A 22,496-nucleotide genomic window follows, 5' to 3' on the forward strand; every position below is an offset into this window, starting at 1 on the left:
GGATGTCCCGATATTTGCAAGATCGTCCATTTCGCCAAAGCCCGCATTCCAGCTTGAGCTTTGATCACGGCCTTTGCATAGTCTGCGCCATGAATGAACTTACCCCAGATGTATTTGACGCGCTGATCGGTCAGGACTTTGTCGTGACCAACGATGACGGGGCGAAGATCACGATGTCCCTGACTGCTGTAAGCCGCTTTGAGACAGGCGCGCCTGCGACGGACATCGACGGCAACCCGCTGCGCGCTGTGGGGTTTCAGCTGACCCTGCGCGGACCTGCGCAGCCGCTGCTCGCGACCCAAGCCTACCCTGTCGATATACCGGGCATTGGCGTGCATCATCTGTTGATGTCTGCGTTTGAGGCGGGGCGCACGGCGGTCAATTACGACATCGTCTTCGCCTGACTTACCCTGCGGCGCGTGAAGCGGGTGCATCTGCATCACATCTCACGCGGGCCCGTGTCGGGCCTCCATTCCATCCCCGCATAAGCGCCTTTGTCGGCTGTGACCGCAAATCCGTGGCGCAGGTAAAGGCGAACCGCGGGGCTGTCTTTCAGCACGCTGAGCCTGACAGGCACTTTGCCGCCGTGGGCCTCGTTCATCAAAGCGCGCAGGATGTCGGTGCCGATGCCCCTGCCCCGCCACTCGGGCGCGATTGTGAAGTCGATGATCTGCAAACAGCGGTCTTGGCGGTCGACATATAGCCGCCCGACATCCACACCGTCCAACTGGATAATCACAAAGGACGCGGCGGGGAATGACGCGGCATAGGCGTCTGATTGCAGCTTGAATTGCCGCGCAAGGAAGTCGTTGATGTTGGGCCGCGACCAATCGGTATGGGCAAATTCATGCACCCGCGTGCTGGTATACAGCCGCAGCAGATAGGGTTTATCCGCGTCACCAACCGGACGGAAAGAAACCGTCGGCGCCAGTAAAGTTGTCATTTGTCTCTCCACGCTTTGGATCACACCCAAAGGTGATCCCGCCCCCGACATCAAAACGCCGTGCGCGGGAACCTGTGATTTAGTTCAACACCACCTCGATGTACGATCCGCCGTTCTGCCGCGGCGCTGCCGCCATATACAGATCGGCCGAGCCGATGCGCGGATGGTGCACACGGTGGACCCCTTCGCCATCGGCCACCAACGGTGCGATGTCGGGGCTGTCGAAGATTGCAACAACCCCTTCGCGGCGACGGATCGCGGCGGGGCGGTCGTCGCCCGACGCACTGGCCGTGACTGCCACCAGCTTGAGCACGAGTGTGCCGTGCGCTTGGGTCTTTACGCGGAAACGCTCGCCCACAAAGGGTGCCAATTCCTCTGCGGTGGCCGTGTCCCAGCGCGGCGCAAGTGTGGTCGCAGGGGCAAGCCCCGCGCCTGTGCTTGCGACACGCGCTGATGCGATCGAGGGAAGGGCCGCCAATCCGGCAAGTGCCGCCTGACCTGCCATAACCGTGCGCCGCGATACCTTGTTCAGAAAGCTCATGATAGGTCCTCCTTCAAAGGTTGATCAGCTGCGCGGCGGGAACATCCCGAACATCGCGATGACAAAGTTCACCACCTGAAACGGGGCCATGTTGTCATGCGGCTGGTTACCGCCCGCGCTCGACACCTGAACCGAGTTCGGGTCCATCACCTGGTCTTCGGCGGGTGAATTTGCGCGAAAAATATTCGACCCCGCGGCAATAATATTGCCCGCAGGTGTGGCCGAGTTGCCGGGGCGGCTTTCGGCGAGCATTGTCGCATCATGCGCGTGCGACGCAATCTGGTTTTCGGTGAGCGTGACCGTTTCCTGCCCCCCGCTTTGTCCCATTGAGCGTGCGCTCCGCCCCGCGACCGCGGGGCCTTGGTGAACCGGCGTGCGGCCGCGTAAATCCGGCAGGCCGAACGTGCTGGTACCATCACCGCCATAGCTTGTGCCCAGCAGCGAAAACAGCGCCTGGTTTTGTGGGATCGCAATCAGTTGTCCGCTGCACGAGGCCCAGCCTCGTGGTGCAAAGTTAAAGCCTACCATACGGATTTCGCCAATGAATGGTTCTGACATAAAATGTCCTTCTCTAATATATTCAGTTCAAAAATGATCGTCTGTCGTAGGGTCGTCTAAAGTGGGGTCGTCTTAAAAATAGGTCGTCTAAAATATAATAGAGAAAGGCTAGAAGTAGGGGTTTCATTTTGCAACATAAAAATATCAGGCCGCTCTGATCTCTTTGAAAAACCAAAAATACCATCGCATCACAAGACGTGTGATTATGATGGAATAGCAGTAATTTAAACCACGCAACGCCCTCTGCACCGCCCCACGACCATAGCCCCGTTGCGGGGTCAGGTCATCGCGGACAATGCCGCAATAATCTGTTCGGGGACCCGCGTATCGGAGGCGTTCCAGTACTTTGCCGTCGATTTGTACGCCAGGCGCACATGCGGCTGGATGTGGCGGCGCACGACCTCTTCGGGGATGATTGTAAGGTCGCCCCGCGCCTCCTCGTTGAGTGTGTCATGCAGATACAACGCAACGGCGCGGGTCATCAAACCGGGGCCTGTTTTTGACCACGTGTTGTCGTTCTCGCGGTTCAGCAGCGATCGCCCGGCAAGCGAAATTGCCGTCTTCAGAACCGGATGGCGGGGCCGTGCGCAGATCATGTTATTGGCAATCGCCCCCAGCATCTCGCGCGAGACAATCATACCCGTTCCATGGTCCAGCAGCGCCTGAAGATCGCTGTTGAGCCGATCATCGGCGTCCGCGTAGATGCCGCCGAATTGATACAGAAGGCACAGGCGCAGAAAGTCACACTCCTCCGCAACAGAATTGGCGAGTGAGAAAGCGCGCACATGGTTCGCCCCAAAATGCTTGCGCAGAAAGGCAAGGGCAGACAGCCGGTCATAGACGGTATGTTCGAACCCTGTCACCTGCCAGCTTTGCATGACCGCTTGCACCTCTTGCGGGGGAACGGGCGTGTTCCAATACTGCATCACGCGGCGGGGAATGTCGCCCTGTCGCAGCGCGGCACGGGGTGCATCTGTCGGCGTTCGTGCCATCCAGTCGTCGATGATCGACTTGGCGGGGTAGAAGAATTTTTGCGTCAGCTGGCGCGTAATGGCGTCTTCCTTCATGCCTGTGCTGCGCAGATGTTCTACGTCATCGCGGTACAGACCCAGCTCTTTCAGGCGCGATCCGACCAGCGTGGCGCCAAAGTGGTTGGCCGTCTGCCGCCCCGCCGACAGCGCGCCGCGGACCTGCGGCTCTATCGCACGCGCATCATCATAGCGGCCCAGCGCCAGATACAGCTCAATTGCACGGACCGAAGCAATCGCGGTGAAGCCGCGTGCCTGCCTGTCCTCCAGAATATCCAGCGCCTTTTGGTGGTGCCCCCCCTGCACAAGCAGCTCGATCCGGTCACTGCCGACGTAGACTTCGGGGTTGGCCGCCTGCAACGCGTCCAGCATGGCGTGGCCTGCCGCAAGATCGCCAATGCTGATACAGCCCAGCAGGAAGGTGCGGCGCAGTTCGGCATCATTTGGCCAGCGCCGCAGCGCCCGCCGCATATAGCGTATGGCCAGACGGGGCCGCCCCACGCCCAGAACCTGCGCGGCGACAATCACAACCTCAGGCAGGGTTGCAGGCCCCGAAATCTCGGCCCGTGCCACGGCCAATGCGGCGTCAGGGCCAGATATCACCGCAGCCGTGAACACCCTGAATTCGGCCCGCTGCGCCACGGCCAGCTTACGCTCAAGCGCTGCGGCAAGGCGGTTTGTGCCGTCCGCGTCCATCACCAGATGCCCCCGCCGCAACAAAAACTGCGCCAGAAACGGGTTGATCCTATCGCGCATGGCGACTTCGCGGATCGCGGCCAGCGCCACCTCCATCTGCTCGGCCCGCTCGCCCAGTTTGACAAGGCGCGCCAGATTTCCGTCTTGCAGGGTGCCGATCACATCAATCATCCGGCCAAGCACCGCTGGCACGGCACGCACGTCCCCTGCTTGAAGCGCCAGTTCGCAGTATTTCAGCGCGAGGGGGGGCGGCACATCCGCAACTATCGGCCCCGCGCCCACGCCAATGCCATCGCCCAGAATGCGCAACGCCTCGCCTGTCCGGCCCTGCCCGTTTGCCGCATCCGCCTGCCGCAACAGATCAGCATCCGTTGCACGGTACCCCTCGGGCGCATGTGCCAGAACCGCGTTGGCCGCCTCGGGCGCGCCGTTCAGGAAATGGAAATGCGCCAACCGCGAGCGCAGCACGGCATCATCGGGCGATGCCTCCAACGCTTGGGTCAGGAGGACCACGCCGCTTTGCATTTTGCCCTGCATCTGAAACACCTGACACTGGCGTATGATGAATGCGCGGTTTTGCGGGTGCAAATCACGGGCCGCCGCGCAAAGGGCATCTGCACGGGCAATATCCTGTTGTCCCACGGCGCAGTCTATTCGGCCCAACCACGCCGCCGTATGCCGTGGGCGGGTTTTGAGGACGCTCTGATAGGCCCTGTCCGCCGCCGCAAACGCGCCTGTCTTGCGCAAACTGTCGCCAAGCGCCATAGCAACTTGCACGTTGCGGGGACGTGCTTTGGCTAGTTCCTCCAACGCCGCGGTCGCCGCGGTGTCCTCCCCCGACAACTGCAAGGCGGTTGCACGAAACAGCGCGATTTCCAGATGGTCGGGCTTGGTTTCCAGCGCGATCCGGGCCGCCTCCAAGGCGCGGGCGCCCTGCCGCAAGTCCAGCAAAGCGGCAATTTGCACGGTCCGCGCACGGATGTAGTGCGGGTCAGCGGCAACAAGCCGATCTACCAAAGCAAGCCCCGCCCCCGCGTCACCGTCCTGCCGCAACGCGGTTGCCAGCTCACAGGTGACAGCGCGATTGTCGGGGTGTTTCTCATGCAGGTCGCGTGCAAGGGCCAGCGCCTCGGCGCGGCGGCCCACTTTGCGCATGGCGACAGTTTTGCGCAGTTGCAACAGCACATCCTGCGGCCAGCGCGCCACCCCGCCTTCGGTCAGGTCAAGTGCCTTGCGGTGCTTGCCTGCGGCGACAACCTCGGCGATTTGCGCATAGAGGGCTGATTTCTCAACTGGTGTTGGCGGGGTTTCAACCACGGCGTGACCCTAACCGATCGGCCCCTGCCCGACATGCCACAGATGCACCAACGCCCGCGTCTATCCCCAAGGTGCCCCAAAGCGGCGGCAGGCGAAATGCTTCTATCTGAAGATGGCTATTCTTGATCGGGTCCATCCCCACAGACGACTGCACCGCCCCGCCAAGGTCAACCCCGCATTCGTGCGCTTTTGCTGAGATGCCTTTGATGCCGCCTTTTGCCGTGGGCCTATCAGGAGCCGAGGCCGAACCGTCATATCTGGACGGTCGAGCGCTCGAATGTAGCCTGCGGTGGCTACACGCTCAACTGAAGGCTGCTTCGACAACAGCCACAACACCCGCAACTTTTGCGGGGTCGGCAGCGTCTGAATGGGGTGCTGCAAACTGTCCGCTATCGTTGTCGAAATAACGCCCCGACGCCTTGGCGAATTCCTCAGACAGGGCCGCACGCAGCAAAATATCAACGCCGATGTTGAGGTCGTTGCCCGATGTTCCGAACCCCTCCCGCACCATTTTGGTCGCCAGAAGAGAGCCTGGGTTAACGGCCACGGATACTGGCCCGTCGGGGTGACGGGCGGCAAAATCCTGGCTCCACATGGTCAGTGCAAGCTTGCTCTGGGCGTAGGCCTCCATGTCTTGCAGGGGGTGGTTGCCTTTCATCGCGTCCAGATCAACGGGGGCTTGCGCGGCGGAGGAGAGATGCACAAGACGCCCCTCATTCGGCACGACACCGAGCAGGCGATTGGATAAAAGCGCGGGCGCAAATGTGTTCACGACGAACCGCACATCCAACCCGTCTGCCGTGCGCGGCCGGGATGTTTTCAAAACACCCGCATTGTTTATCACAACGTCGATCCGGTCCTGCGCCTGAATGAGCGTGTCTGCCATCGCCGCGACCTGCGACAGGTCCGCCATATCGGCAATCACCGTGGAGGTGTCTGCGCCGATCACCGCCTTCAGCGCCTCCAGCTTTTCCGCGCTGCGCCCGTGCGCGATGACCTTGTGCCCTTCGGCGGCCAATGCCAGCGCAGTTGCCCGCCCAAGACCATCTGTTGCACCGGTGATGAGGATCGTTTTTGTCATGATATTCTCCTTATGTGAATGAGGGCAGCACATGCTTGGCCAAAGTCTCAAGCGTTAATTGCACAGGGCTCGATGAAAAGCGCAGGTTCAGCGCGACGTGGTTTACACCGATGTTTTCGAGCTGCTGAAGATAGCGCGTCAGCGTGCGATGACCGCACCTGAAGCCAAGGTGGATCGGGCTGGGCAGCGCATCGGGATCGTCCGACAGGTCGATGTAGAGGGGCTGTAAAACGGGTTTCGCAGGCTGTCCTAAATCCGCTAGCCGCGCGCGCCAGTCCTGCAAAACAACGTCTTGTGCCACGCCTGCACGCGGATAGGTCATCCAGCCGTCGCCGTGCTCGGCGATCCAGTCGGGGGTTTGGCGGCTGGAACCCGTGACCAGCAGCGGCAGTCTGGCACCTGTCGGTTTGGGTAGCATGTCGATGCTTTGGTCCACTGTGCCGAACCTGTTCTCCACGGTTGTCGAGGACGCCCCCACCGCGCGGATGTAGTCAAAGCTCTCCCGGAACGCCGTGCCGCGCCCCGCAAAGTCTTTGTTCATCGCGGGGTATTCTTCGGGCCGGTCGCCCGACGCCACACCAAGGATCAGCCGCCCCCTGGACAGCACATCCGCCGTTGCGGCAGCCTTGGCCACGTGGGCAGGATGGCGCAAAGGCAAGACGATACTGGCAACGCCCAAAGCAATGTCAGATGTTTGTGCGGCCAGATAACCCAAATAGACAAACGGATCAAAAAGCTGCCCCGCGTCCCCGAAGCTGGGCACATTGAAGGGCACATCGCGCAGCCAGACGGCTTTGAAACCGCAGTGTTCGGCCAGTTGAACGCGCTCCAGATGTTGCGCCATATCGGGCACAGGGCTTTGCCCGTATTGCGCGATGGGCACAACAAGGCCGATGCTTAGACGGCCGTTCTGAAACGTGGTGTCATATCCGCGGTTGATCTGCGGGAACGGGGTATGGATTTCATCGCGCATGGTGGCTCTCCTCACGGATGCGCCGCCCCGTGTCCGGGGCGGCGCAGATGTAGCAGGCTGACAGGTTACGCCGACAGTCCGGGGAGGACTTGTTTGCCGATGACACGACCGCTTTCCTGACGCTTGTGTGCCTGTGTCAACGTATCCACGGTCATCGCATCAGCGCGTTCGGTGACCATAGATTGCAACGTGCCCGCGTCGATCATCTGGGACACGCGGTTCAGAAGGTCACGCTGTGCTGTGATGTCTTCGGTGTTGAACATCGAGCGAGTGAACATGAACTCCCACGAAATGGTCAGCGCCTTGGGCTTTGCGACCGAGATGTCGAGGTTCTGCGGATCGTCGATCAAGGCCACGTGCCCACGCGGCGCGATCAGCTGGTTGATCGCAGGCCAGTGTTGATCCGTGGCGGTCAGCGCGGCAACATAAGTGGGTGTCAGGCCCAGCGTGTCCACTTGCGCCGCGAGGTCTTCGCGGTGGTTTACCACGTGGTCTGCCCCCATCTTGCGCACCCAGTCTTCGGTCTCGGGGCGGGACGCGGTTGCGATGACGGTGAGGTTGGTCAGCGTTTTGGCAAGCTGGATCAAGACTGACCCCACGCCCCCCGCGCCGCCGATGACCAACAGGCTTTGCCCGTTGTGGCCCCCTTCGACAAGTTTGAAGCTGTCAAACAACATCTCCCACGCGGTGATGGCCGTCAGCGGCAAGCCTGCGCTGTCTACGAAATCAAGCGTTGCAGGCTTCTTTCCTACGATCCGCTCGTCAACCGCGTGAAATTCGGCGTTGGTGCCGTGGCGGGTGACATCGCCTGCATAGAACACATCGTCGCCGACCGCATAGGCGGTGACGTCAGATCCGACCTCAGCGACCGTGCCTGCCGCATCAAAGCCAAGGATGCCGACATCGCCCTCGGGGGCGCGCTTTTCGCGCAGTTTGGCGTCGACAGGGTTGACCGAAATGCCTTTGACGGCGACCAGAATATCGCGCGCGCCGAGTGTCGGTTTGTCGATCTCGATCATGTTGAGTGCGCCAGCACCGTCGATGGGTCCGTTTTGGGTGTACCCGATTGCTTTCATGGTCTTCGCTCCTGAATTTTGCGTTGTAAATGAACTTATCACCGCTGCTGTGGATAAAAACCGCGCATTACTGGTTTCAGAATTCCGATTATTTATATAATCATCACTGGATGGATACAGATGCACTTCGCCTTTTTGTCGCCGCTGCCGAGCGGTTGAATATCACCGCCGCAGGGCGCGATCTGGGGCTTGCGCCTGCTATGGCCAGCAACCGTTTGGCAAAGCTGGAGCGGGATCTGGGCACCGAGCTGTTGCACCGCACAACGCGCAAAATCTCGGTCAGTCAGGAGGGCGAGGCGTTTCTGCCCTATGCACGCGAAATTCTTGCGCAAGTGAATGCAGGGCGTGCGGCACTGGGCGAAGGCACCATGACACCTGGCGGGACGTTGCGGTTTGCAGCGCCCAGCAGCTTTGCCCAGCTGCATATCATTCCGCTTCTGCCCGAGTTTCAGGTGCTGTACCCCGACATCACCCTCGACCTGCGGCTGTCGGATACGCGCATGGACATTATCGAGGGCAGCTTTGATCTGGCGCTGCGCAGTGCGCCGCTTGAGGACAGCAGCCTTCTGGGGCGCAAACTGGCCGAGGATAAGCGCGTCTTTTGCGCGGCGCCCGACTATGTCGCAGATCACGGCACCCCGATGACGCCAGCGGACCTTGCCTCGCATCGGTTCCTGTCATGGGCAAACCTTGCCCCCCGCGAGATCGTCAATGGTGATGGCACCACCACGATGTTCGAACCCAAAGCGATGACCTGCCGGACAATTCTGGATGATGGCACATCGCAACGGTTGGCAACGCTGGCCGGAATGGGGGTTTCGATCAATTCGCTTTGGAGCGTGCGCCACGACATCAAAGCGGGCCGTCTGGTGCATGTGCTGCCCGACTGGCGGCTGCACGATCAATCGGTTCTTTGGTTGATCTATCCAAAATCGAACGTGCTGACCCCGAAGGTCAGATGTTTCATGGATTTTCTGGTCGCGCGTCTGGACGCTATTTAACCTGTGCGCCCTCTGCCCCTGCCAGCGTTGCAAGCCGTTTGGCGCTGGCCAGTGCCGCCTCGCCGGATAGCGACCACGCTTGCGTGAGACCCTCTATGATGACCATCACATCGCTGGGGGCTATATCGGCTCCTGCCCGTGTCACGGCCAGTTGAGAGACCTCCAATTTATGCGTCTCAAGACGTTGGCGCAGCGCCCGATCATCCGGTGCGCAGGCGACAGCCGCGTGAAACAAGCAGCCGTGGCTGGCTTGGGTCCGCATCCAGTCCGCCACGCGGTCCAGGGTTTCGTGCAGGCTCTGTCTGCTCGAAGCGGAGGTCGCGCCAAAGACATGCGCCAGATACCGCTGGTGCCGATGCTCTAACGCCATGCGGATCATCGCATCACGCGAGGGCGCGTATTTGTAGAGCGTGCGCAGGCTGACCCCTGCGGCGTCACGCAGATCTTCAACGCTGGGGGCGGCAAAGCCCTGCGTTGCAAAGGCATGTTCCAGACCGCCTGCAATCTTTGTCGTCATTTCATTCATGATTGACGAAGTAGAGTGTTTATTCTACCTCAGCAAGTAGAGCGAACATTCTACAGGAGATCCTAATGACCCTACCCGAAACAATGCGCGGCGTTGTCCTGACGGGCCATGGTGGTCCAGAGATGCTCGGGATGCGGGTTGATTTGCCGGTGCCTGCGCCGGGACCAAACGATGTGATCGTCCGCGTGCGCGCCGCAGGGGTGAACAATACCGACATCAACACCCGCACCGCCTGGTATTCCAAAGGCGACGGCGAAGATGCGGATGCCACGTGGTCGGGCAAGCCTTTGACGTTTCCGCGCATCCAAGGGGCGGATGTGTGCGGGGAAATCGTGGCTGTCGGATCGGACGTCGCGACCAGCCGCATCGGCACGCGTGTCTTGATTGAGCCGTGCATCCGTTTTGCGGACGGGGCCACCCAGTCCCCGCCTTGGTATTTCGGCTCTGAATGTAACGGCGGGTTTGCCCAGTTTACACGGGTTGATAGCCGCCATGCCTACACCATCAACAGTGACCTTACGGATACCGAGTTGGCGTCCTTCCCCTGCTCCTATTCCACGGCGGAAAACATGCTGACACGGGCCAACCTGCAAGCGGGCGAAACCGTTTTGGTGACCGGCGCGTCGGGTGGCGTTGGGTCGGCCACGGTGCAGCTGGCCCGCGCACGCGGCGCAAAGGTGATCGCGGTCACCAGCCCTGCCAAGATGGATACATTAAAAGACCTAGGTGCGGAACTGACCCTACCGCGGGATGCTGATCTGGTTGCCGCGTTGGGTGCAAACAGCATCGACGTTGTGGTGGACCTTGTGGCGGGGCCAGCGTGGCCAAGCCTGTTGGATGTTCTGCGCCGCGGCGGCCGCTATGCCGTTGCCGGGGCCATCGGCGGCCCGTTGGTCGAACTGGATGTCCGCACGCTCTACCTCAAGGATCTGAGCTTTTTTGGTTGCACCGTTCTGGAGCCTGAGGTGTTCGGCAACCTGATCGGACGGATCGAGCGATCCGAGATCAAACCGTTGGTGGCCGAGGTCTTTTCGTTGGATGAGATCACCGCCGCTCAGGACGCGTTTGCGGCCAAAGGCTACACGGGTAAGATTGTTCTGAAGGTAGATTGACCCGCAGACAGGCCGCCTGCCAACGGGCGGCTTGCCCTGCTTCGCTGCGTCAAAGGCCCGGTGCAACGGCTGCAATTCTGGGCCTATGTCTGTCAGGGTATTTTGAGAACTACGAAGAAAAGGCGGAAAGAACACCAAAACGACCAGACAGGACCGTGTGCCGGCTCTAATGGCTGCCGTTTTCACTGATGATGATGTCGAGGCAGCAACGCGCCAACACGCCGCGATTACGCTTCGGTATGTCGGGCAAGGAAAGCTTCGACGTCCCTTTGCGCTGGCACGCTACCCGAGAAAATCTCGACGTAACGTGGCACCCGCGCTAGCCTGTCCGAGCGCGTCTTGTCGGCTTGCATCGAGATATACCCGATCTGTGTGTATATCACCGTCAGGCTGCGCACCTGTGCTTGGTCAGGGGCAAAGCCATGGCGTTGGAACATCTGTGCGACGGTATCAATGCGAATACGATCTGCATCGTTCACCCTGATCTGAAGCTCGTCGTCCACACGGGCCCAGTTGCGGATGGCGAGGTCCAGTCGCGCATCGAACAAGGACGGGTCGAGCCAGCAATCCATCAGATTGAACAGCGCCTCACAGATATTCGACGCAGGCCTGTTGCACCGCTGGACCAAGGTGCCCGTGTTCTGGTTTTCCCACCGCTCGATCATCGCGATGTGCAGCTCCTTGAGGTCCGCGAAGAACCAGTAAAACCCCGTGCGCGATAGGTTTAGCCGTTTGGCCAGCCCCATGATTTTGACCGCATCAATGCCATCAGACACCAGTATTTCATAAGCGGCATCTAGCCAAAGGTCTTTGGAGCCGCGTTGGCGAGAGGAAGCATGGGACATGGCGCGAAAATAGATCTCTTGACAGATATGTCAATTCCCGCACAAGGCGGACATGACACCCATGTCTAGGCCCCCTTCCCTGACATCTTGGCAAAAACGTTCCACTAACCAAAGGCCCGCTGCTTCGGCCTTGGCAGCTGAAACAGCTCACGTTGAAAACCGCAATATGACAGCCAGTCACCCGCCGCCTACTTCGAAGGCGTTATCGCACCTATTATGAGGAGCGTGCCGGTAAAGCGCACACTCCAAAGAACAAGGCTAAGGTCATCTCATTATCAACGGCGTCAGACTACCTGTGGGCGGATTGTATTTAGACCTGAAACCGCAAGGTTCGAAAGGTGGTGCTGGACACCATGATGCGTTCATCCAAAGCGCGTCAAAGACATTTGGGGCAACGCGGACGGAGCCTTCCGACTTTTCGGATCGGCGACATTGGCCGTGCCCGCAAGGCGTAGACCATGATTTGTTAGGCGCGGCCGTTAGCGAAGCAATTGCAAGTACAATCCAGCCTGATCGGCCATGCGAAAATGGTCCGGCTTTGACCAGAATAAAGCCCCGACAGCCGTGTGGAGGAACAAGATAGTTCCTGCAATTCCCCCGCCTGAATGCCCGCTGTTTCCCTGAGCGATGGAAAGCGTCGCAACTGCGGCAAACGTCCGCCTCCCGCCGACTACGCGGAAAAACAACCTGTTGCTGGCGCAGAACGTGAAGATCTAACCAAGGCGCGAACGCCTCTCCTGTCAGACTTTGCACGGTTGCTGCGGTGCGGGAAAGGTCTCTTTTTTGGATTGGCTACGCCGTGACCCCGACAGGGGCCGCCTAGTCGCAATCGTCCTATTCCCAGATTGCGTTTGAGTTGCGGAAAGAGCATTTCGCACCCTCTTTAGCTACCGCATCGAGTTTGCAAATTGCTTGGTCTTGGCCCTTCTCGTGTATTTAGACATGCACTGCTGGGCAGTGAATGTCACGGGCAACCTCTGGGCACATGGTCGTCAATCGAGAACGCATAAAACAGCGCAACTTGCGCTTCGTGCCTTGCGCTTCGTGCCTTGCCCCCATCGAAATCCCCCCCGATGCCGAGAAACATTACATCAGCAAATGGGCGCCCGACCTAGCGAGTTTTCGATAGAATTAACCAGAAATAAGATCGGAAACATCAAAGGATCCGAAAGACTTCCTGCCCGATCCAAATCCACCAGGGCGGATCAAGCCGGCGGCTCAACACACGCTGGCCACGGATTACTCAATGAAAATAGCAATACAAATGGCGGAGGCTCAGCCCCTTAAATTGAAGCATAGCGTCACAAATAAGTATTAACTAACAGTATGTTATGCGCATTCTACATTTTTTCAGCCGTGGAGCAAATCGTGCAGCAGATGTCTGCATCTTCTAAGCATACTTACACCCTGCTAACGCAGCAACATACCGATAATCTGGGACAATTTCGAGAGGAACTTTCACCAACGACTTCGAGGTGGATACTAACGGCCCACACCGGACATTGACCCAACCTTGCGTCGCTGGGCCGCAGCCTCTCCGAAGCGGACTATGGAGCAGTTGGGCAGCATTTTGATCCGTCGATGGTGGGAAAGCGGACGAAGCGGACTTCTGCAGGTGCGGCTATTGCTGACACAGCACTGCTTGGTTTGTGCAATGGGCGTTTCGCTGTAATGCAGTCAACGTCGCCAGAGCGGCCATTCCCAAGATCAACTTGGGCGCGGCTACATGAGCGTGCCTTCCACAGGTAAGAACGCGCCCGAAATCGCAAAGTTGATGTCTCGGCCTTACCTGATATTCACCAAAGCGAAAAAGCGGTTTGCTTCAATTCATCCTACGCAGCAACCATAGCGGCGACATTCGCATGATGCCCCTGACCACGGTCCATGGCCATCTCGGTATCGTTGCCTCAGCACGACCGGACTCGACGGCGTCTGCCAAGAGCCGCGCGCCCTTTACGCCATCGATGATGAATGGTGTTTTTGCAGCGTCTTGCCCTGCGGTCATTTCGGATTTGATATAGCCTGGCATCAGGGTCGTTACAGTGATGGGTTTGTGTAATGTCTCAAGCCGCAGCCCTTCGGCTAGATGTGCAAGCCCCGCTTTGCTTGCCGCATAGCTGGTCATCTGACCGCGCATACCGCGGATTGCGCTCAGAGAGGACATGAAGACCAAATGGCCCTTGTTTTGATCACGGAATATCTCCATCGCCGCCTCAGCCTGCGCCAGAGCAGCGATCAGGTTGACGTCAAGCGTGGCGCGGTTTTGCTCAAAACCGCCTTTCCCGATGGGGGCCCCCGCGCCGATGCCTGCATTGACGATGATCTTGTCCAACTCGCCAAATTGCTGGCGGAAATGCCGGAATGTTTCAAAGACCGCCGCATGGTCTGTAACATCAAGCGCTGCGACTTCGACGCGTGTGCCCGTCAACTCGGCTTTTAGCTCATTCAACGCGTCTAGCCTACGGGCACAAAGCGCCAGATCATAACCGCGTTTTGAAAACTCGCGCGCCATACCCATGCCCAAGCCCGAACTCGCGCCGGTGATCAGGATAACGCCCTTAGCGGAAGATGATGAGGTTTGCATTGAGTACTCCGAGATGTTGGTGTTCGTTTCAGCTGATGAGTTGGATTAAGCTGCGGCGCAGGGGAATAATCGGTGCACCGCAAGTCACAAGGCTCTTTTCAATCCAGCGTGTCGCATCTTCGCTCAAGGCCAGCGTATCCTGAACAAGTGCCGCTATGGGTCCGCCAGAGGTAGCCACACTTGCCGTAAGTGCTTTGTCACGATTTGCGCCCCCTTCAGCCAAAGCACTTCGAACACGGGTGCAAAAGGAGCTGCGGCTTTCGGCATGGCGACCCATCCTACCCAAGATCAGGAAGTCAGCACGAGGCCGGTTTTGCGCCAGATGGAGCGCTTGTTCATGGCCTTTTGGATGGAGCGCATGATAGGTGTCAGCCCCGATACTGACCTGACCGTGTCGGATAAGGCGCAGACGTACCATCTAGCCAGCCCTGCGGATCAGCTTGCGGCAGCGATGGTGCAAGTAATGGACGAATATCCAGAACCGTTTGTATTCGGGGTTCTTTGTCTGGCCCTTGTGGTAGCGCGCATAGATTTGTTGCACGATAACCGATAACCGGAACAGGCCGTAAACCTCGTAGAAGGTAAAACTCTCTGGTTTGCCCCCCATCGCATTACAGTAATAGGCGATGACCTCTTGGCGGGTCATCATGCCAGGCAAGGTTGTGGGTTGGCGGCGGGTGGCGCGGGCAAGGCGGTCATCCCCGGCCTCGACCCAATACGCCAGCGTATTGCCCAGATCCATCAGCGGATCGCCAATCGTCGCGAGCTCCCAATCGAGCACACCAATGACGCGGGTGGGGTCGATTGGATCAAGCACCACATTGTCAAAACGGAAATCGTTATGAGTCAGACACAACCGTTCTTTGTCCGGCAGGTTGGCCGCGAGCCAGCGCATGATTCCCTCACCGCGCGGCACATTCCAGGTGCGCGCATCGCGGTAGCGCTTTGACCACCCCGCAATCTGGCGTTTGGTGTAACCGGCACCGGCTGCCAGAGTGTCGAGGCCTGCAGCCCTATGATCGACCTTATGAAGTGCAATCAACGTGTCGAGGACATTGGTACACAATCTGCGCACCTCCTCAGGGGACAGCGCCACATCCCGTGGCAGGTTCTTGCGTGGGATGACGCCATTCAGGCGCTCCATGACATAGAATTCGTCCCCGATAATCGCAGGGTCATCGCAAAAGGCATGCATCTTGGGGACAAGGGGAAAGACCGGACGCAGTGCTTTTTGCAATCGGTATTCACGCCCCATATCGTGGGCACCCTTGGCTTTGGTGCCTGTCGGAGGGCGCCTCAGGATTAGATCGTCGTTGCCATAGTGCAGACGATAGGTCCAGTTTGAGGCACCACCACTATATTGCGTCACCACGGGGTGCCCTTGCAGATGAGGCAGAGCTGTCTGCAACCAGGGGTGCAATTGCGCCATGTTCAGGTCTTCGCCGTCGCGGATTGCCCCCGCTTGATCAATTGTCATGCCATTACCCTTATGATGCGCGCGTCATCCGCGCCTCCAGCTTGGCGACTTCTTTACGTAGGCCGTTCAGGTAACGCGGAAATGGCAGCCAGTTTTTCATCTGCAATGCCCGACGCGTGCGTTTATCGAGCAAGATGCGCGCCTCTCCCCGGTCCATGCCGTCCAGAATGCGTGTCGCTACATCGTTCGCCCCGCTGCGTGATCGCTCTACCAGACGCGCGGTCATGGCCCGCGCTTTATCATCACCCGCCCGCATGTTTTGCGCCAGATCGGTGCGGAAAAAGCCGGGACAGGCCACGTGGGTCTTTATGCCTTGGGGTTCCAGTTCCAGCATCAGCGTTTCTGACAGGGCCAGCACGGCAGATTTGGTTGCGTTGTACGATCCGGCATTCGGCAGATGCAGGAAAGACGCCATCGAGGCGATATTCAGGATGCGGCCCTTGGTCTGCGCAAGGTGAGGTGCGAAGGCTTTGCACCCGTTCACCGTGCCAAGAAGATTGATGTCGATGATCCAACGCCAGTCCTCCAGCGAGGTATCAGCAAGCGCCCCCATCTGGGCGACGCCGGCATTGTTGATTAAAAGATCAACACCGCCCCACTCGGCCTGCATCCATGCGGCAGCAGCCATCAGGTCGTCCTCGATCCGTACATCGCATTTAACAAAATGACCGCCACACTCATCGGCTGTCTTTTGTCCGGCGACTGCGTCAATATCGCCGATGCACAGCTTCGCACCTTTCGCGGCCAATTGCTGTGCAAATGCGCGGCCCAGCCCTGATCCTGCACCAGTGATAAACGCACGGATTGCGGTCATTTGCGGTCCCTCCTGTATTTGCCCAGTTCCTGACGGGCCACCATGGCACGATGTACTTCATCTGGCCCGTCAGCATAGCGCAGCGCGCGCGCCATCAGCCAAAGTTCGGACAATGGCGTATCGTGGGTCAGACCCAGACCACCATGGATTTGCATCGCCTTATCGACCACGTCTTGTAGCACATTCGGGGCCACCACTTTGATCGCCGAGATTTCGGCCATCGCCGATTTCGCGCCAACCGTATCGATCTTCCAAGCCGCATACAACGTCAACAGACGGGCCTGATCAATGGCCATCCTGGCATCCGCCACATCACCGCGATTGCCATCAAGTGCAATAATCGGTTTACCAAATGCCTGTCTGGTGCCCCCGCGCGTGATCATCAGCTCCAACGCGCGTTCCGCCGCACCGATGGCGCGCATACAGTGATGGATGCGGCCTGGCCCCAGACGTCCTTGTGCGATGGTAAATCCCTTGCCCAATCCCAGTATCAGGTTCTCGCGGGGGACGCGGACATTATCGAAATTTACCTCGCCATGCCCGGCGGGCGGATCATACTCCCCCATCGTTGGCAGCATCCGCTCGATGGTAACACCAGGTGTGTCTAGCGGGACCAGCACCATGGAGTGACGGGCGTGAGGCTCACCATCGTCGTCGGAAATGCCCATAAATATCGCGAGCTTTGCATTCGGGTGCCCGATCCCGGTGGACCACCATTTGCGCCCGTTCAACACCAGCTCGTCCCCGTCTTCTTTAATCGAAGCCGCAATGTTACGCGCATCTGATGAGGCGACGGCAGGCTCGGTCATGCAAAAGACGGACCGGATTTCGCCTGCAAGCAGAGGGGTCAGCCACTTCTCTTTCTGCGCGTCAGAGCCGAAATGCCAAAGCACTTCCATATTGCCTGTATCCGGCGCGCTGCAATTGAAGATTTCGGCGCTGAAAGGGTGGCGGCCCATGATCTCGGCCAAAGGGGCATATTCCTGCGTTGTCAGACCGGCAGCGAGAGTCTCATCGGGCAGGAACAGGTTCCATAGCCCTGCGTCGCGGGCCTTGGATTTCCACGCCTCCATCATCGGGGGCACCTGCCATGTGGTCCAGTCTGCCCCGGCATTCAACGACCGCACCTGCGCACGATAAGCATCCTCATGCGGGATCACTTCGACCTGCATAAAATCGAGCAGCCGTGTCTCGAATTTCTGACATTTCGCGCTTGGCTCAAAATCCATCCTTCCCCTCCCCTATCGCCCCTCATCACCAAAGGACAAAACCTGACTTTTCCCGGAGTGTGGGGCGAAATGGCTTCCATCGCAACAAAAACAGAATATATTTCTGTTTTAACGTTGCGACGTTTTCCATGGCAATGCATGCAAAGGAGAAGTGACATGCATATTGTAATCTTTGGGGCGGGTGCGATTGGCTGCTATGCGGGCGGATCATGGTGTGGGGCCGTGGCAAAGGCGGGAGGACGCATCACGCTTGTGGGGCGTAAGTCGACGCTAGATCCGATTGCCGATAATGGACTGCACCTGTCGGGGTCCGGCAGCACCGCGATTGCACCCGACGCGCTGGCCGTTACCGATGATCCGCAGGTGCTGCGCGACGCTGATCTGATCGTTCTGGCGATGAAAGCGCATGCGTTACCCAAAGCCATCAAAGACATCCGCGCAATTGCCAAAACCCAAGCGCCGATCCTGTCCCTTTTAAACGGGTTGGCCCCGATCCGCACTTTGCGCGACGCCTTCCCAGATCGTGACTGCATCGCGGGCATGGTGCCGTTCAACGTGGTGTGGCAAGATCAGGCCCGTCTTCACCGGACCGGTCCAGGCGAGATTGCTGTGCAGAGCCATGCAGCCACTGAATGGCTTGCCAAGTCGGGTACTGCTGTCGCGTTGCATGATGACCTGACACCAACCCAATACGGCAAGCTGCTCTTGAACCTTGCCAATCCGGTCAATGCGCTCGCGGGTATCCCGCTTTATGACATGCTTCTTGATCCGGGGTATCGTCAGGTGATGGGTCAGGCGTTGAAAGAGGCATTGCATGTATACGACCGTGCGGGGATCGAGTGGGCGCAAGTCGGCCCCAATAATCCGCGTCTCGCCTTTCACATGCTGCGGGCACCAACTTGGCTTTTCAAAGCGATTGTCCTGCGCAAGCAGGCGCTTGACCGGAAATCCATGACTTCGATGGCGGAAGATTTACGCGCCGGACGCCTGAGCGAGATTGACATTCTCTCGGGCGAGATCGCACGCCTTGGACGCACGCACGCTATTGCAACGCCCGTCAATGACAGCCTTGTGCGCCTTGTGAAATCGGTCGAAACTGGCGACCGTAAATCTGGACTGTCTGCGCGGCAACTACGGGATGAAATCAAACGATGAAGACACTTTCATTCGGCCCCCTGCGCAGCCGTAAGCCCCCCCAACAGCAGCGCGCCGTGCAACGGGTCAATGTCATTTTGCAGGCGACCGCCGAATGTCTGGCCGATGGCGCGTTGCTGGATCTGTCTACCACAATCATCGCCAATCGCGCGGGCATTCCGGTAAGTTCGATCTATCGCTATTTTCCTACGCTGGATGCGCTGCTGCTAGAGCTTTACCTGCAAACAGCCAGTGAATTGCGTGAAGCTTTGTTTGAAATCTTTGCCGACCAAGACCGTTTTCCAGGCTGGCGCGACAGGCTGGGTGCTGTTCTGTCAATGCAACGGGACTATCTTGCGCGCCACCCATATTACCGTCCGCTTTTAATGCGCTTTATCACCAACCGTGGTCCTGTCGCAGTTGAGGACGAGGATCACGAAGAGCTGTACAGCTTTCTGCGCAGCCGATGGGCCGCAGGCGGCGACGGTTTTCATGGGGGCGATCCGACGGTCGTTGCCAATACCACCGTCCAGATCGCACTGGCCATGGAAGACCTGATCGCCGCACAGACGGATCGTGATGCCTCAAGGCCCTATTCGGCGGAATTGTCGGTGATCCTCGAAGGTTACCTGGCGAACTATTTGCGCGACGATTGACAGGTCACGCGATGGTATCCGCGCGCCCGGCCTGCCGTCCTGAAAAGATGCAGCCGCCCAGAAATGTGCCTTCCAGCGCGTTATAACCGTGGTATCCACCACCACCAAAGCCCGCGACTTCGCCGGCCGCAAACAACCCGGGAATGGCAGCACCTGACGCATCCAACATTTGGCTGTTCAGATCTGTCTGCAAGCCACCCAGCGTTTTACGCGTGATGATGTTCAGCTTCACACCGACCAACGGCCCGTTGGCCCGATCAAGAATCTTGTGCGGTTTGGCTGTGCGCTGGTATTTGTCGCCCTTGTAGTTGCGCGCAGCATGGATCGCCATCATCTGGATGTCTTTTGTGAACGGATTGTCGACTTGGGCATCACGCGCGCGGATCTCGGCCTCGATCTTGCCCAAAGGCAGCAGGTCTTCATCCGTCAGGCCGTTCATCTTTGCAATCAGCTCGGGCAACGTGTCGGCGACCACAAAGTTCTCGCCATGCTTCTTGAACGCTTCGACTGCCGGAGTGGCGGCTTTGTTGAAGATCCGCTGTTTCAGCACTTCTTTCCATGACTTGTCCGCAAAATCCGGGTTCTGTTCGGACCCAGACAGCGCGAATTCTTTCTTGAGAATCTTCTGGGTGGTGATGAACCACGAATAATCAAATCCGGTATCCTGAATCATCTTCAATGTGCCCAGACTGTCAAACCCGGGCAGCGCTGGTGGCGGGAAACGGTTCCCGCGCGCGTCAAACCACATTGACGATGGCCCCGGTAGGATGCGGATGCCGTGAGAAGGCCAGATCGGATTCCAGTTCTTGACGCCTTCGGTATAGTGCCACATGCGGTCAGCATTAATCACGTTGCCGCCAGCCTCTTGGCTGATCGCCACCATACGGCCATCCACATGGGCCGGCACACCTGCGATCATCTCTTTGGGCGGCTGACCCAGCCGGTCCACTGGCCAGCTTTTGCGGACAAGGTCAAAATCCCCGCCTATCCCGCCAGAGGTGACAAGAACGGATGCGGCGCGCAATTCGAAATCTCCCACGATATCGCGGTTTGTCTTCTCGCCGCGCGCGGCAGTGTCATGCGCCAGAATCTCGCCCGAGACGCCTTTGGCCGCACCGTTTTCCATAATGATATGAGAACATCTGTGGCGGAATTTCAGCGTGATCCGGCCTGCTTTTGCATGTTCGCGAACGCGGCGCTCAAACGGTTCCTGCGTGCCGGGGCCAACGCCCCAAGTCAGATGGAAGCGCGGCACCGAATTGCCGTGTCCGGACCCATAGCTGCCGCCACGTTCCGCCCAGCCTACGATGGGAAACCAGCGCATCCCCTGATCATAGAGCCATTGACGCATCTCACCGGCTGCAAAATCAACATAGGCTTCGGCCCACTTACGGGGCCACATGTCCTCTGGCCGGTCAAACTGGGCACTGCCCATCCAATCCTGCAACGCCAATTCGCGGGAATCGCGGATGCCCATGCGACGTTGTTCGGGTGTGTCGATCAGACACAGACCACCCAGAGACCAAAAAGCCTGCCCCCCCAGAAACGCCTCAGTTTCCTGATCAATGATAGTAACCGCCTTGCCGCGATCTGCCAGTTCGGCTGCGGCGACCAGCCCCGCCAGCCCGCCGCCCACGATGATAACGTCCGAAGTTTCCATGATTGATCCCCTAATCCAAGCGTCGATAGATGAATAAAACAGGCACCAGTATCACATACATGACAATCCCATAGACCGCCGAAGGCAACGAATAGGGTCCAAATCCTTCGGAGGCGCCGGCGATGATCGCCGCAATGGCGATGCCCAATGTGCCATTCTGGATGCCGGTTTCAACCGACACGGTTTTGCATTCCTTCAAGCTAAGCCCAAAGAGACGCGGAATGACGAACCCGATCGCTGTCAATATCGCAACCAATGCCAGCAAAGCAGGACCAAGCACCGGCAGGTTTGCCGTAAAAGTCCCCCAGTTTCCGGCCAGCGCCGCCGCAATGATCACAACAAACAGAACGGTCGCGATCCGCGTCAACACGGGCTCTGCTCTGGTCATCGCGTCAGGTGCCAGACGGCGCACAACCAGCGCCAACATGATCGGCACAACCGTCAGCAAGAACATCGTGAATGCGGTTGACGCGATATTTAGTTCCGGCGCGCTGGCCCCCATAAAGGCATTCAACGCAAAGCTCAGAATAATTGGCACGGTGAACATGCTGGTCAGGCTGATGACGGCTGTCAGAGAGACCGAGAGCGCCACATCGCCTTTGGCCAGACGCGAGATGATATTGCTGGTCACGCCGCCCGGACATGCCGCCAGGATCATCATTCCAACAGCAAAGGCCCCTGTGATACCAAACGAAATGATCACTGCGTAGGTGACAAGTGGCAACAGAACAAGCTGGTGCAGCGCTCCGATCATGAATGCAACAGGGCGTTTACCGACGCGCAAAAAGTCTGCAGCCGTTAGCCCGACGCCCAATGAAAACATAATGAATGCCAACGCAAGCGGCAGTACCACTGAAATAAGTATGTCCAACGTCGCACCTCCCCATACGAGTTATCCCAAAACGGAATTTTATTCTGTTTTATGTCCTCCCTGCAGATGCGTAAACTGTTTTGTTGTCAAAAACGCTGTGACGCCGCGTCGGGTGAAGTTGTAGGTTGATGGTGAATTGAAGAAAGACCTACGTGAAGCGCGACATGATTTAAGCCGTCAGTCTCTGCATTTTTTGGCGAACCGAGCAATTTGATCATCTTCCGTCGCCGAGGTGAACGGATAGCGGCTTTTACAACTGCGCAGCGGCGTAGAGGTTTACGATGTTGCAGCAGTTTTCACACTGCATGCGCGCGCAGCGCGAAATGCCAATGACGGTTTGGGGCTATTTGCCGGCATTCGCCGCGATCGCACTT

General features: G+C 58.5%; 20 protein-coding genes. 5 read left to right on the forward strand and 15 right to left on the reverse strand.

Translation table 11 applies throughout. The annotated features are described in order from the left end of the window. The first annotated feature begins 89 nt into the window (after window positions 1-89). Complete coding sequence (locus tag ABMC88_RS16780) at window positions 90-404, forward strand: DUF6916 family protein (protein WP_349578046.1); 315 nt, start codon at window positions 90-92, stop codon at window positions 402-404. Window positions 405-439: 35 nt separating this feature from the next. On the opposite strand, the gene ABMC88_RS16785 is transcribed toward ABMC88_RS16780, so the two are convergent. The 7 genes from ABMC88_RS16785 to ABMC88_RS16815 form a co-directional block, all read right to left on the reverse strand. Continuing rightward, a complete protein-coding gene (locus ABMC88_RS16785; protein WP_349578047.1) occupies window positions 440-943 on the reverse strand; it encodes a GNAT family N-acetyltransferase in 504 nt (167 codons plus the stop codon). A gap of 79 nt (window positions 944-1,022) precedes the next feature. Then, on the reverse strand, window positions 1,023-1,484 hold the full coding sequence (locus ABMC88_RS16790) for a DUF6916 family protein (RefSeq protein ID WP_349578048.1): 462 nt from the start codon (window positions 1,482-1,484) through the stop codon (window positions 1,023-1,025). Between the two features lie 24 nt (window positions 1,485-1,508). Continuing rightward, complete coding sequence (locus ABMC88_RS16795) at window positions 1,509-2,042, reverse strand: phage tail protein (protein ID WP_349578049.1); 534 nt, start codon at window positions 2,040-2,042, stop codon at window positions 1,509-1,511. A 278-nt stretch (window positions 2,043-2,320) separates the two neighbouring features. After that, window positions 2,321-5,083: a tetratricopeptide repeat protein gene (locus tag ABMC88_RS16800; RefSeq protein ID WP_349578050.1), complete on the reverse strand. Its 2,763-nt coding sequence runs from the start codon at window positions 5,081-5,083 to the stop codon at window positions 2,321-2,323. Between the two features lie 301 nt (window positions 5,084-5,384). Then, window positions 5,385-6,164: an SDR family NAD(P)-dependent oxidoreductase gene (locus ABMC88_RS16805; RefSeq protein WP_349578051.1), complete on the reverse strand. Its 780-nt coding sequence runs from the start codon at window positions 6,162-6,164 to the stop codon at window positions 5,385-5,387. A 10-nt stretch (window positions 6,165-6,174) separates the two neighbouring features. Then, complete coding sequence (locus ABMC88_RS16810) at window positions 6,175-7,137, reverse strand: LLM class oxidoreductase (RefSeq protein ID WP_349578052.1); 963 nt, start codon at window positions 7,135-7,137, stop codon at window positions 6,175-6,177. Between the two features lie 65 nt (window positions 7,138-7,202). Next, window positions 7,203-8,213, reverse strand: a complete 1,011-nt coding sequence (locus ABMC88_RS16815) for a zinc-binding alcohol dehydrogenase family protein (RefSeq protein WP_349578053.1) — start codon at window positions 8,211-8,213, stop codon at window positions 7,203-7,205. Between the two features lie 110 nt (window positions 8,214-8,323). Here ABMC88_RS16815 and ABMC88_RS16820 point away from each other — a divergent pair, with 110 nt between their 5' ends. Beyond that, window positions 8,324-9,214 (forward strand): LysR family transcriptional regulator, encoded by an 891-nt coding sequence (locus ABMC88_RS16820; RefSeq protein WP_349578054.1) that lies wholly within the window; start codon window positions 8,324-8,326, stop codon window positions 9,212-9,214. On the opposite strand, the gene ABMC88_RS16825 is transcribed toward ABMC88_RS16820, so the two are convergent. Beyond that, window positions 9,207-9,731 carry a TetR/AcrR family transcriptional regulator gene (locus tag ABMC88_RS16825; RefSeq protein WP_349578055.1) on the reverse strand — a complete coding sequence of 175 codons (525 nt, stop codon included), beginning with the start codon at window positions 9,729-9,731 and terminating at the stop codon, window positions 9,207-9,209. The genes ABMC88_RS16820 and ABMC88_RS16825 overlap by 8 nt on opposite strands. A gap of 74 nt (window positions 9,732-9,805) precedes the next feature. Between ABMC88_RS16825 and ABMC88_RS16830 the strand changes: the two genes are divergently transcribed. Continuing rightward, window positions 9,806-10,852, forward strand: a complete 1,047-nt coding sequence (locus tag ABMC88_RS16830) for an alcohol dehydrogenase family protein (RefSeq protein WP_349578056.1) — start codon at window positions 9,806-9,808, stop codon at window positions 10,850-10,852. A gap of 227 nt (window positions 10,853-11,079) precedes the next feature. Here ABMC88_RS16830 and ABMC88_RS16835 read toward each other — a convergent pair whose 3' ends face one another. From ABMC88_RS16835 to ABMC88_RS16855, 5 genes are all read right to left on the reverse strand, one after another. After that, complete coding sequence (locus ABMC88_RS16835; RefSeq protein WP_349578057.1) at window positions 11,080-11,628, reverse strand: TetR/AcrR family transcriptional regulator; 549 nt, start codon at window positions 11,626-11,628, stop codon at window positions 11,080-11,082. Window positions 11,629-13,519: 1,891 nt separating this feature from the next. Continuing rightward, window positions 13,520-14,281: an SDR family oxidoreductase gene (locus ABMC88_RS16840; protein WP_349578058.1), complete on the reverse strand. Its 762-nt coding sequence runs from the start codon at window positions 14,279-14,281 to the stop codon at window positions 13,520-13,522. A 418-nt stretch (window positions 14,282-14,699) separates the two neighbouring features. After that, complete coding sequence (locus ABMC88_RS16845) at window positions 14,700-15,758, reverse strand: phosphotransferase family protein (RefSeq protein ID WP_349578059.1); 1,059 nt, start codon at window positions 15,756-15,758, stop codon at window positions 14,700-14,702. A 10-nt stretch (window positions 15,759-15,768) separates the two neighbouring features. Continuing rightward, a complete protein-coding gene (locus tag ABMC88_RS16850) occupies window positions 15,769-16,572 on the reverse strand; it encodes an SDR family NAD(P)-dependent oxidoreductase (RefSeq protein WP_349578060.1) in 804 nt (267 codons plus the stop codon). Further along, window positions 16,569-17,801 (reverse strand): acyl-CoA dehydrogenase family protein, encoded by a 1,233-nt coding sequence (locus ABMC88_RS16855; RefSeq protein ID WP_349578062.1) that lies wholly within the window; start codon window positions 17,799-17,801, stop codon window positions 16,569-16,571. Before ABMC88_RS16855 ends, ABMC88_RS16850 begins: the two co-directional genes overlap by 4 nt. Before the next feature lie 156 nt (window positions 17,802-17,957). On the opposite strand from ABMC88_RS16855, the gene ABMC88_RS16860 reads away from it, so the two are divergent. Then, window positions 17,958-18,956 carry a 2-dehydropantoate 2-reductase gene (locus ABMC88_RS16860; protein WP_349578063.1) on the forward strand — a complete coding sequence of 333 codons (999 nt, stop codon included), beginning with the start codon at window positions 17,958-17,960 and terminating at the stop codon, window positions 18,954-18,956. After that, a complete protein-coding gene (locus tag ABMC88_RS16865) occupies window positions 18,953-19,591 on the forward strand; it encodes a TetR/AcrR family transcriptional regulator (protein ID WP_349578064.1) in 639 nt (212 codons plus the stop codon). The genes ABMC88_RS16860 and ABMC88_RS16865 overlap by 4 nt, the downstream gene beginning before the upstream one ends. A gap of 4 nt (window positions 19,592-19,595) precedes the next feature. Here ABMC88_RS16865 and ABMC88_RS16870 read toward each other — a convergent pair whose 3' ends face one another. Next, window positions 19,596-21,251: an FAD-binding dehydrogenase gene (locus ABMC88_RS16870; protein ID WP_349578065.1), complete on the reverse strand. Its 1,656-nt coding sequence runs from the start codon at window positions 21,249-21,251 to the stop codon at window positions 19,596-19,598. A gap of 10 nt (window positions 21,252-21,261) precedes the next feature. Then, window positions 21,262-22,104: a bile acid:sodium symporter family protein gene (locus ABMC88_RS16875; protein WP_349578066.1), complete on the reverse strand. Its 843-nt coding sequence runs from the start codon at window positions 22,102-22,104 to the stop codon at window positions 21,262-21,264. Between the last annotated feature and the right edge of the window lie 392 nt (window positions 22,105-22,496).

The sequence above is a fragment of the Sulfitobacter aquimarinus genome (assembly GCF_040149565.1).
GTDB lineage: Bacteria > Pseudomonadota > Alphaproteobacteria > Rhodobacterales > Rhodobacteraceae > Sulfitobacter > Sulfitobacter aquimarinus.

Excerpts from the sequence above, each read along its gene's own strand:
- ABMC88_RS16795 (WP_349578049.1), bottom strand. The coding sequence starts at position 2,042 with ATGTCAGAACCATTCATTGGCGAAATCCGTATGGTAGGCTTTAACTTT.
- ABMC88_RS16830 (WP_349578056.1), top strand. The coding sequence starts at position 9,806 with ATGACCCTACCCGAAACAATGCGCGGCGTTGTCCTGACGGGCCATGGT.
- ABMC88_RS16870 (WP_349578065.1), bottom strand. The coding sequence starts at position 21,251 with ATGGAAACTTCGGACGTTATCATCGTGGGCGGCGGGCTGGCGGGGCTG.
- ABMC88_RS16860 (WP_349578063.1), top strand. The coding sequence starts at position 17,958 with ATGCATATTGTAATCTTTGGGGCGGGTGCGATTGGCTGCTATGCGGGC.
- ABMC88_RS16820 (WP_349578054.1), top strand. The coding sequence starts at position 8,324 with ATGGATACAGATGCACTTCGCCTTTTTGTCGCCGCTGCCGAGCGGTTG.
- ABMC88_RS16815 (WP_349578053.1), bottom strand. The coding sequence starts at position 8,213 with ATGAAAGCAATCGGGTACACCCAAAACGGACCCATCGACGGTGCTGGC.
- ABMC88_RS16840 (WP_349578058.1), bottom strand. The coding sequence starts at position 14,281 with ATGCAAACCTCATCATCTTCCGCTAAGGGCGTTATCCTGATCACCGGC.
- ABMC88_RS16845 (WP_349578059.1), bottom strand. The coding sequence starts at position 15,758 with ATGACAATTGATCAAGCGGGGGCAATCCGCGACGGCGAAGACCTGAAC.
- ABMC88_RS16865 (WP_349578064.1), top strand. The coding sequence starts at position 18,953 with ATGAAGACACTTTCATTCGGCCCCCTGCGCAGCCGTAAGCCCCCCCAA.
- ABMC88_RS16810 (WP_349578052.1), bottom strand. The coding sequence starts at position 7,137 with ATGCGCGATGAAATCCATACCCCGTTCCCGCAGATCAACCGCGGATAT.
- ABMC88_RS16825 (WP_349578055.1), bottom strand. The coding sequence starts at position 9,731 with ATGACGACAAAGATTGCAGGCGGTCTGGAACATGCCTTTGCAACGCAG.
- ABMC88_RS16855 (WP_349578062.1), bottom strand. The coding sequence starts at position 17,801 with ATGGATTTTGAGCCAAGCGCGAAATGTCAGAAATTCGAGACACGGCTG.
- ABMC88_RS16780 (WP_349578046.1), top strand. The coding sequence starts at position 90 with ATGAATGAACTTACCCCAGATGTATTTGACGCGCTGATCGGTCAGGAC.
- ABMC88_RS16805 (WP_349578051.1), bottom strand. The coding sequence starts at position 6,164 with ATGACAAAAACGATCCTCATCACCGGTGCAACAGATGGTCTTGGGCGG.
- ABMC88_RS16850 (WP_349578060.1), bottom strand. The coding sequence starts at position 16,572 with ATGACCGCAATCCGTGCGTTTATCACTGGTGCAGGATCAGGGCTGGGC.
- ABMC88_RS16790 (WP_349578048.1), bottom strand. The coding sequence starts at position 1,484 with ATGAGCTTTCTGAACAAGGTATCGCGGCGCACGGTTATGGCAGGTCAG.
- ABMC88_RS16785 (WP_349578047.1), bottom strand. The coding sequence starts at position 943 with ATGACAACTTTACTGGCGCCGACGGTTTCTTTCCGTCCGGTTGGTGAC.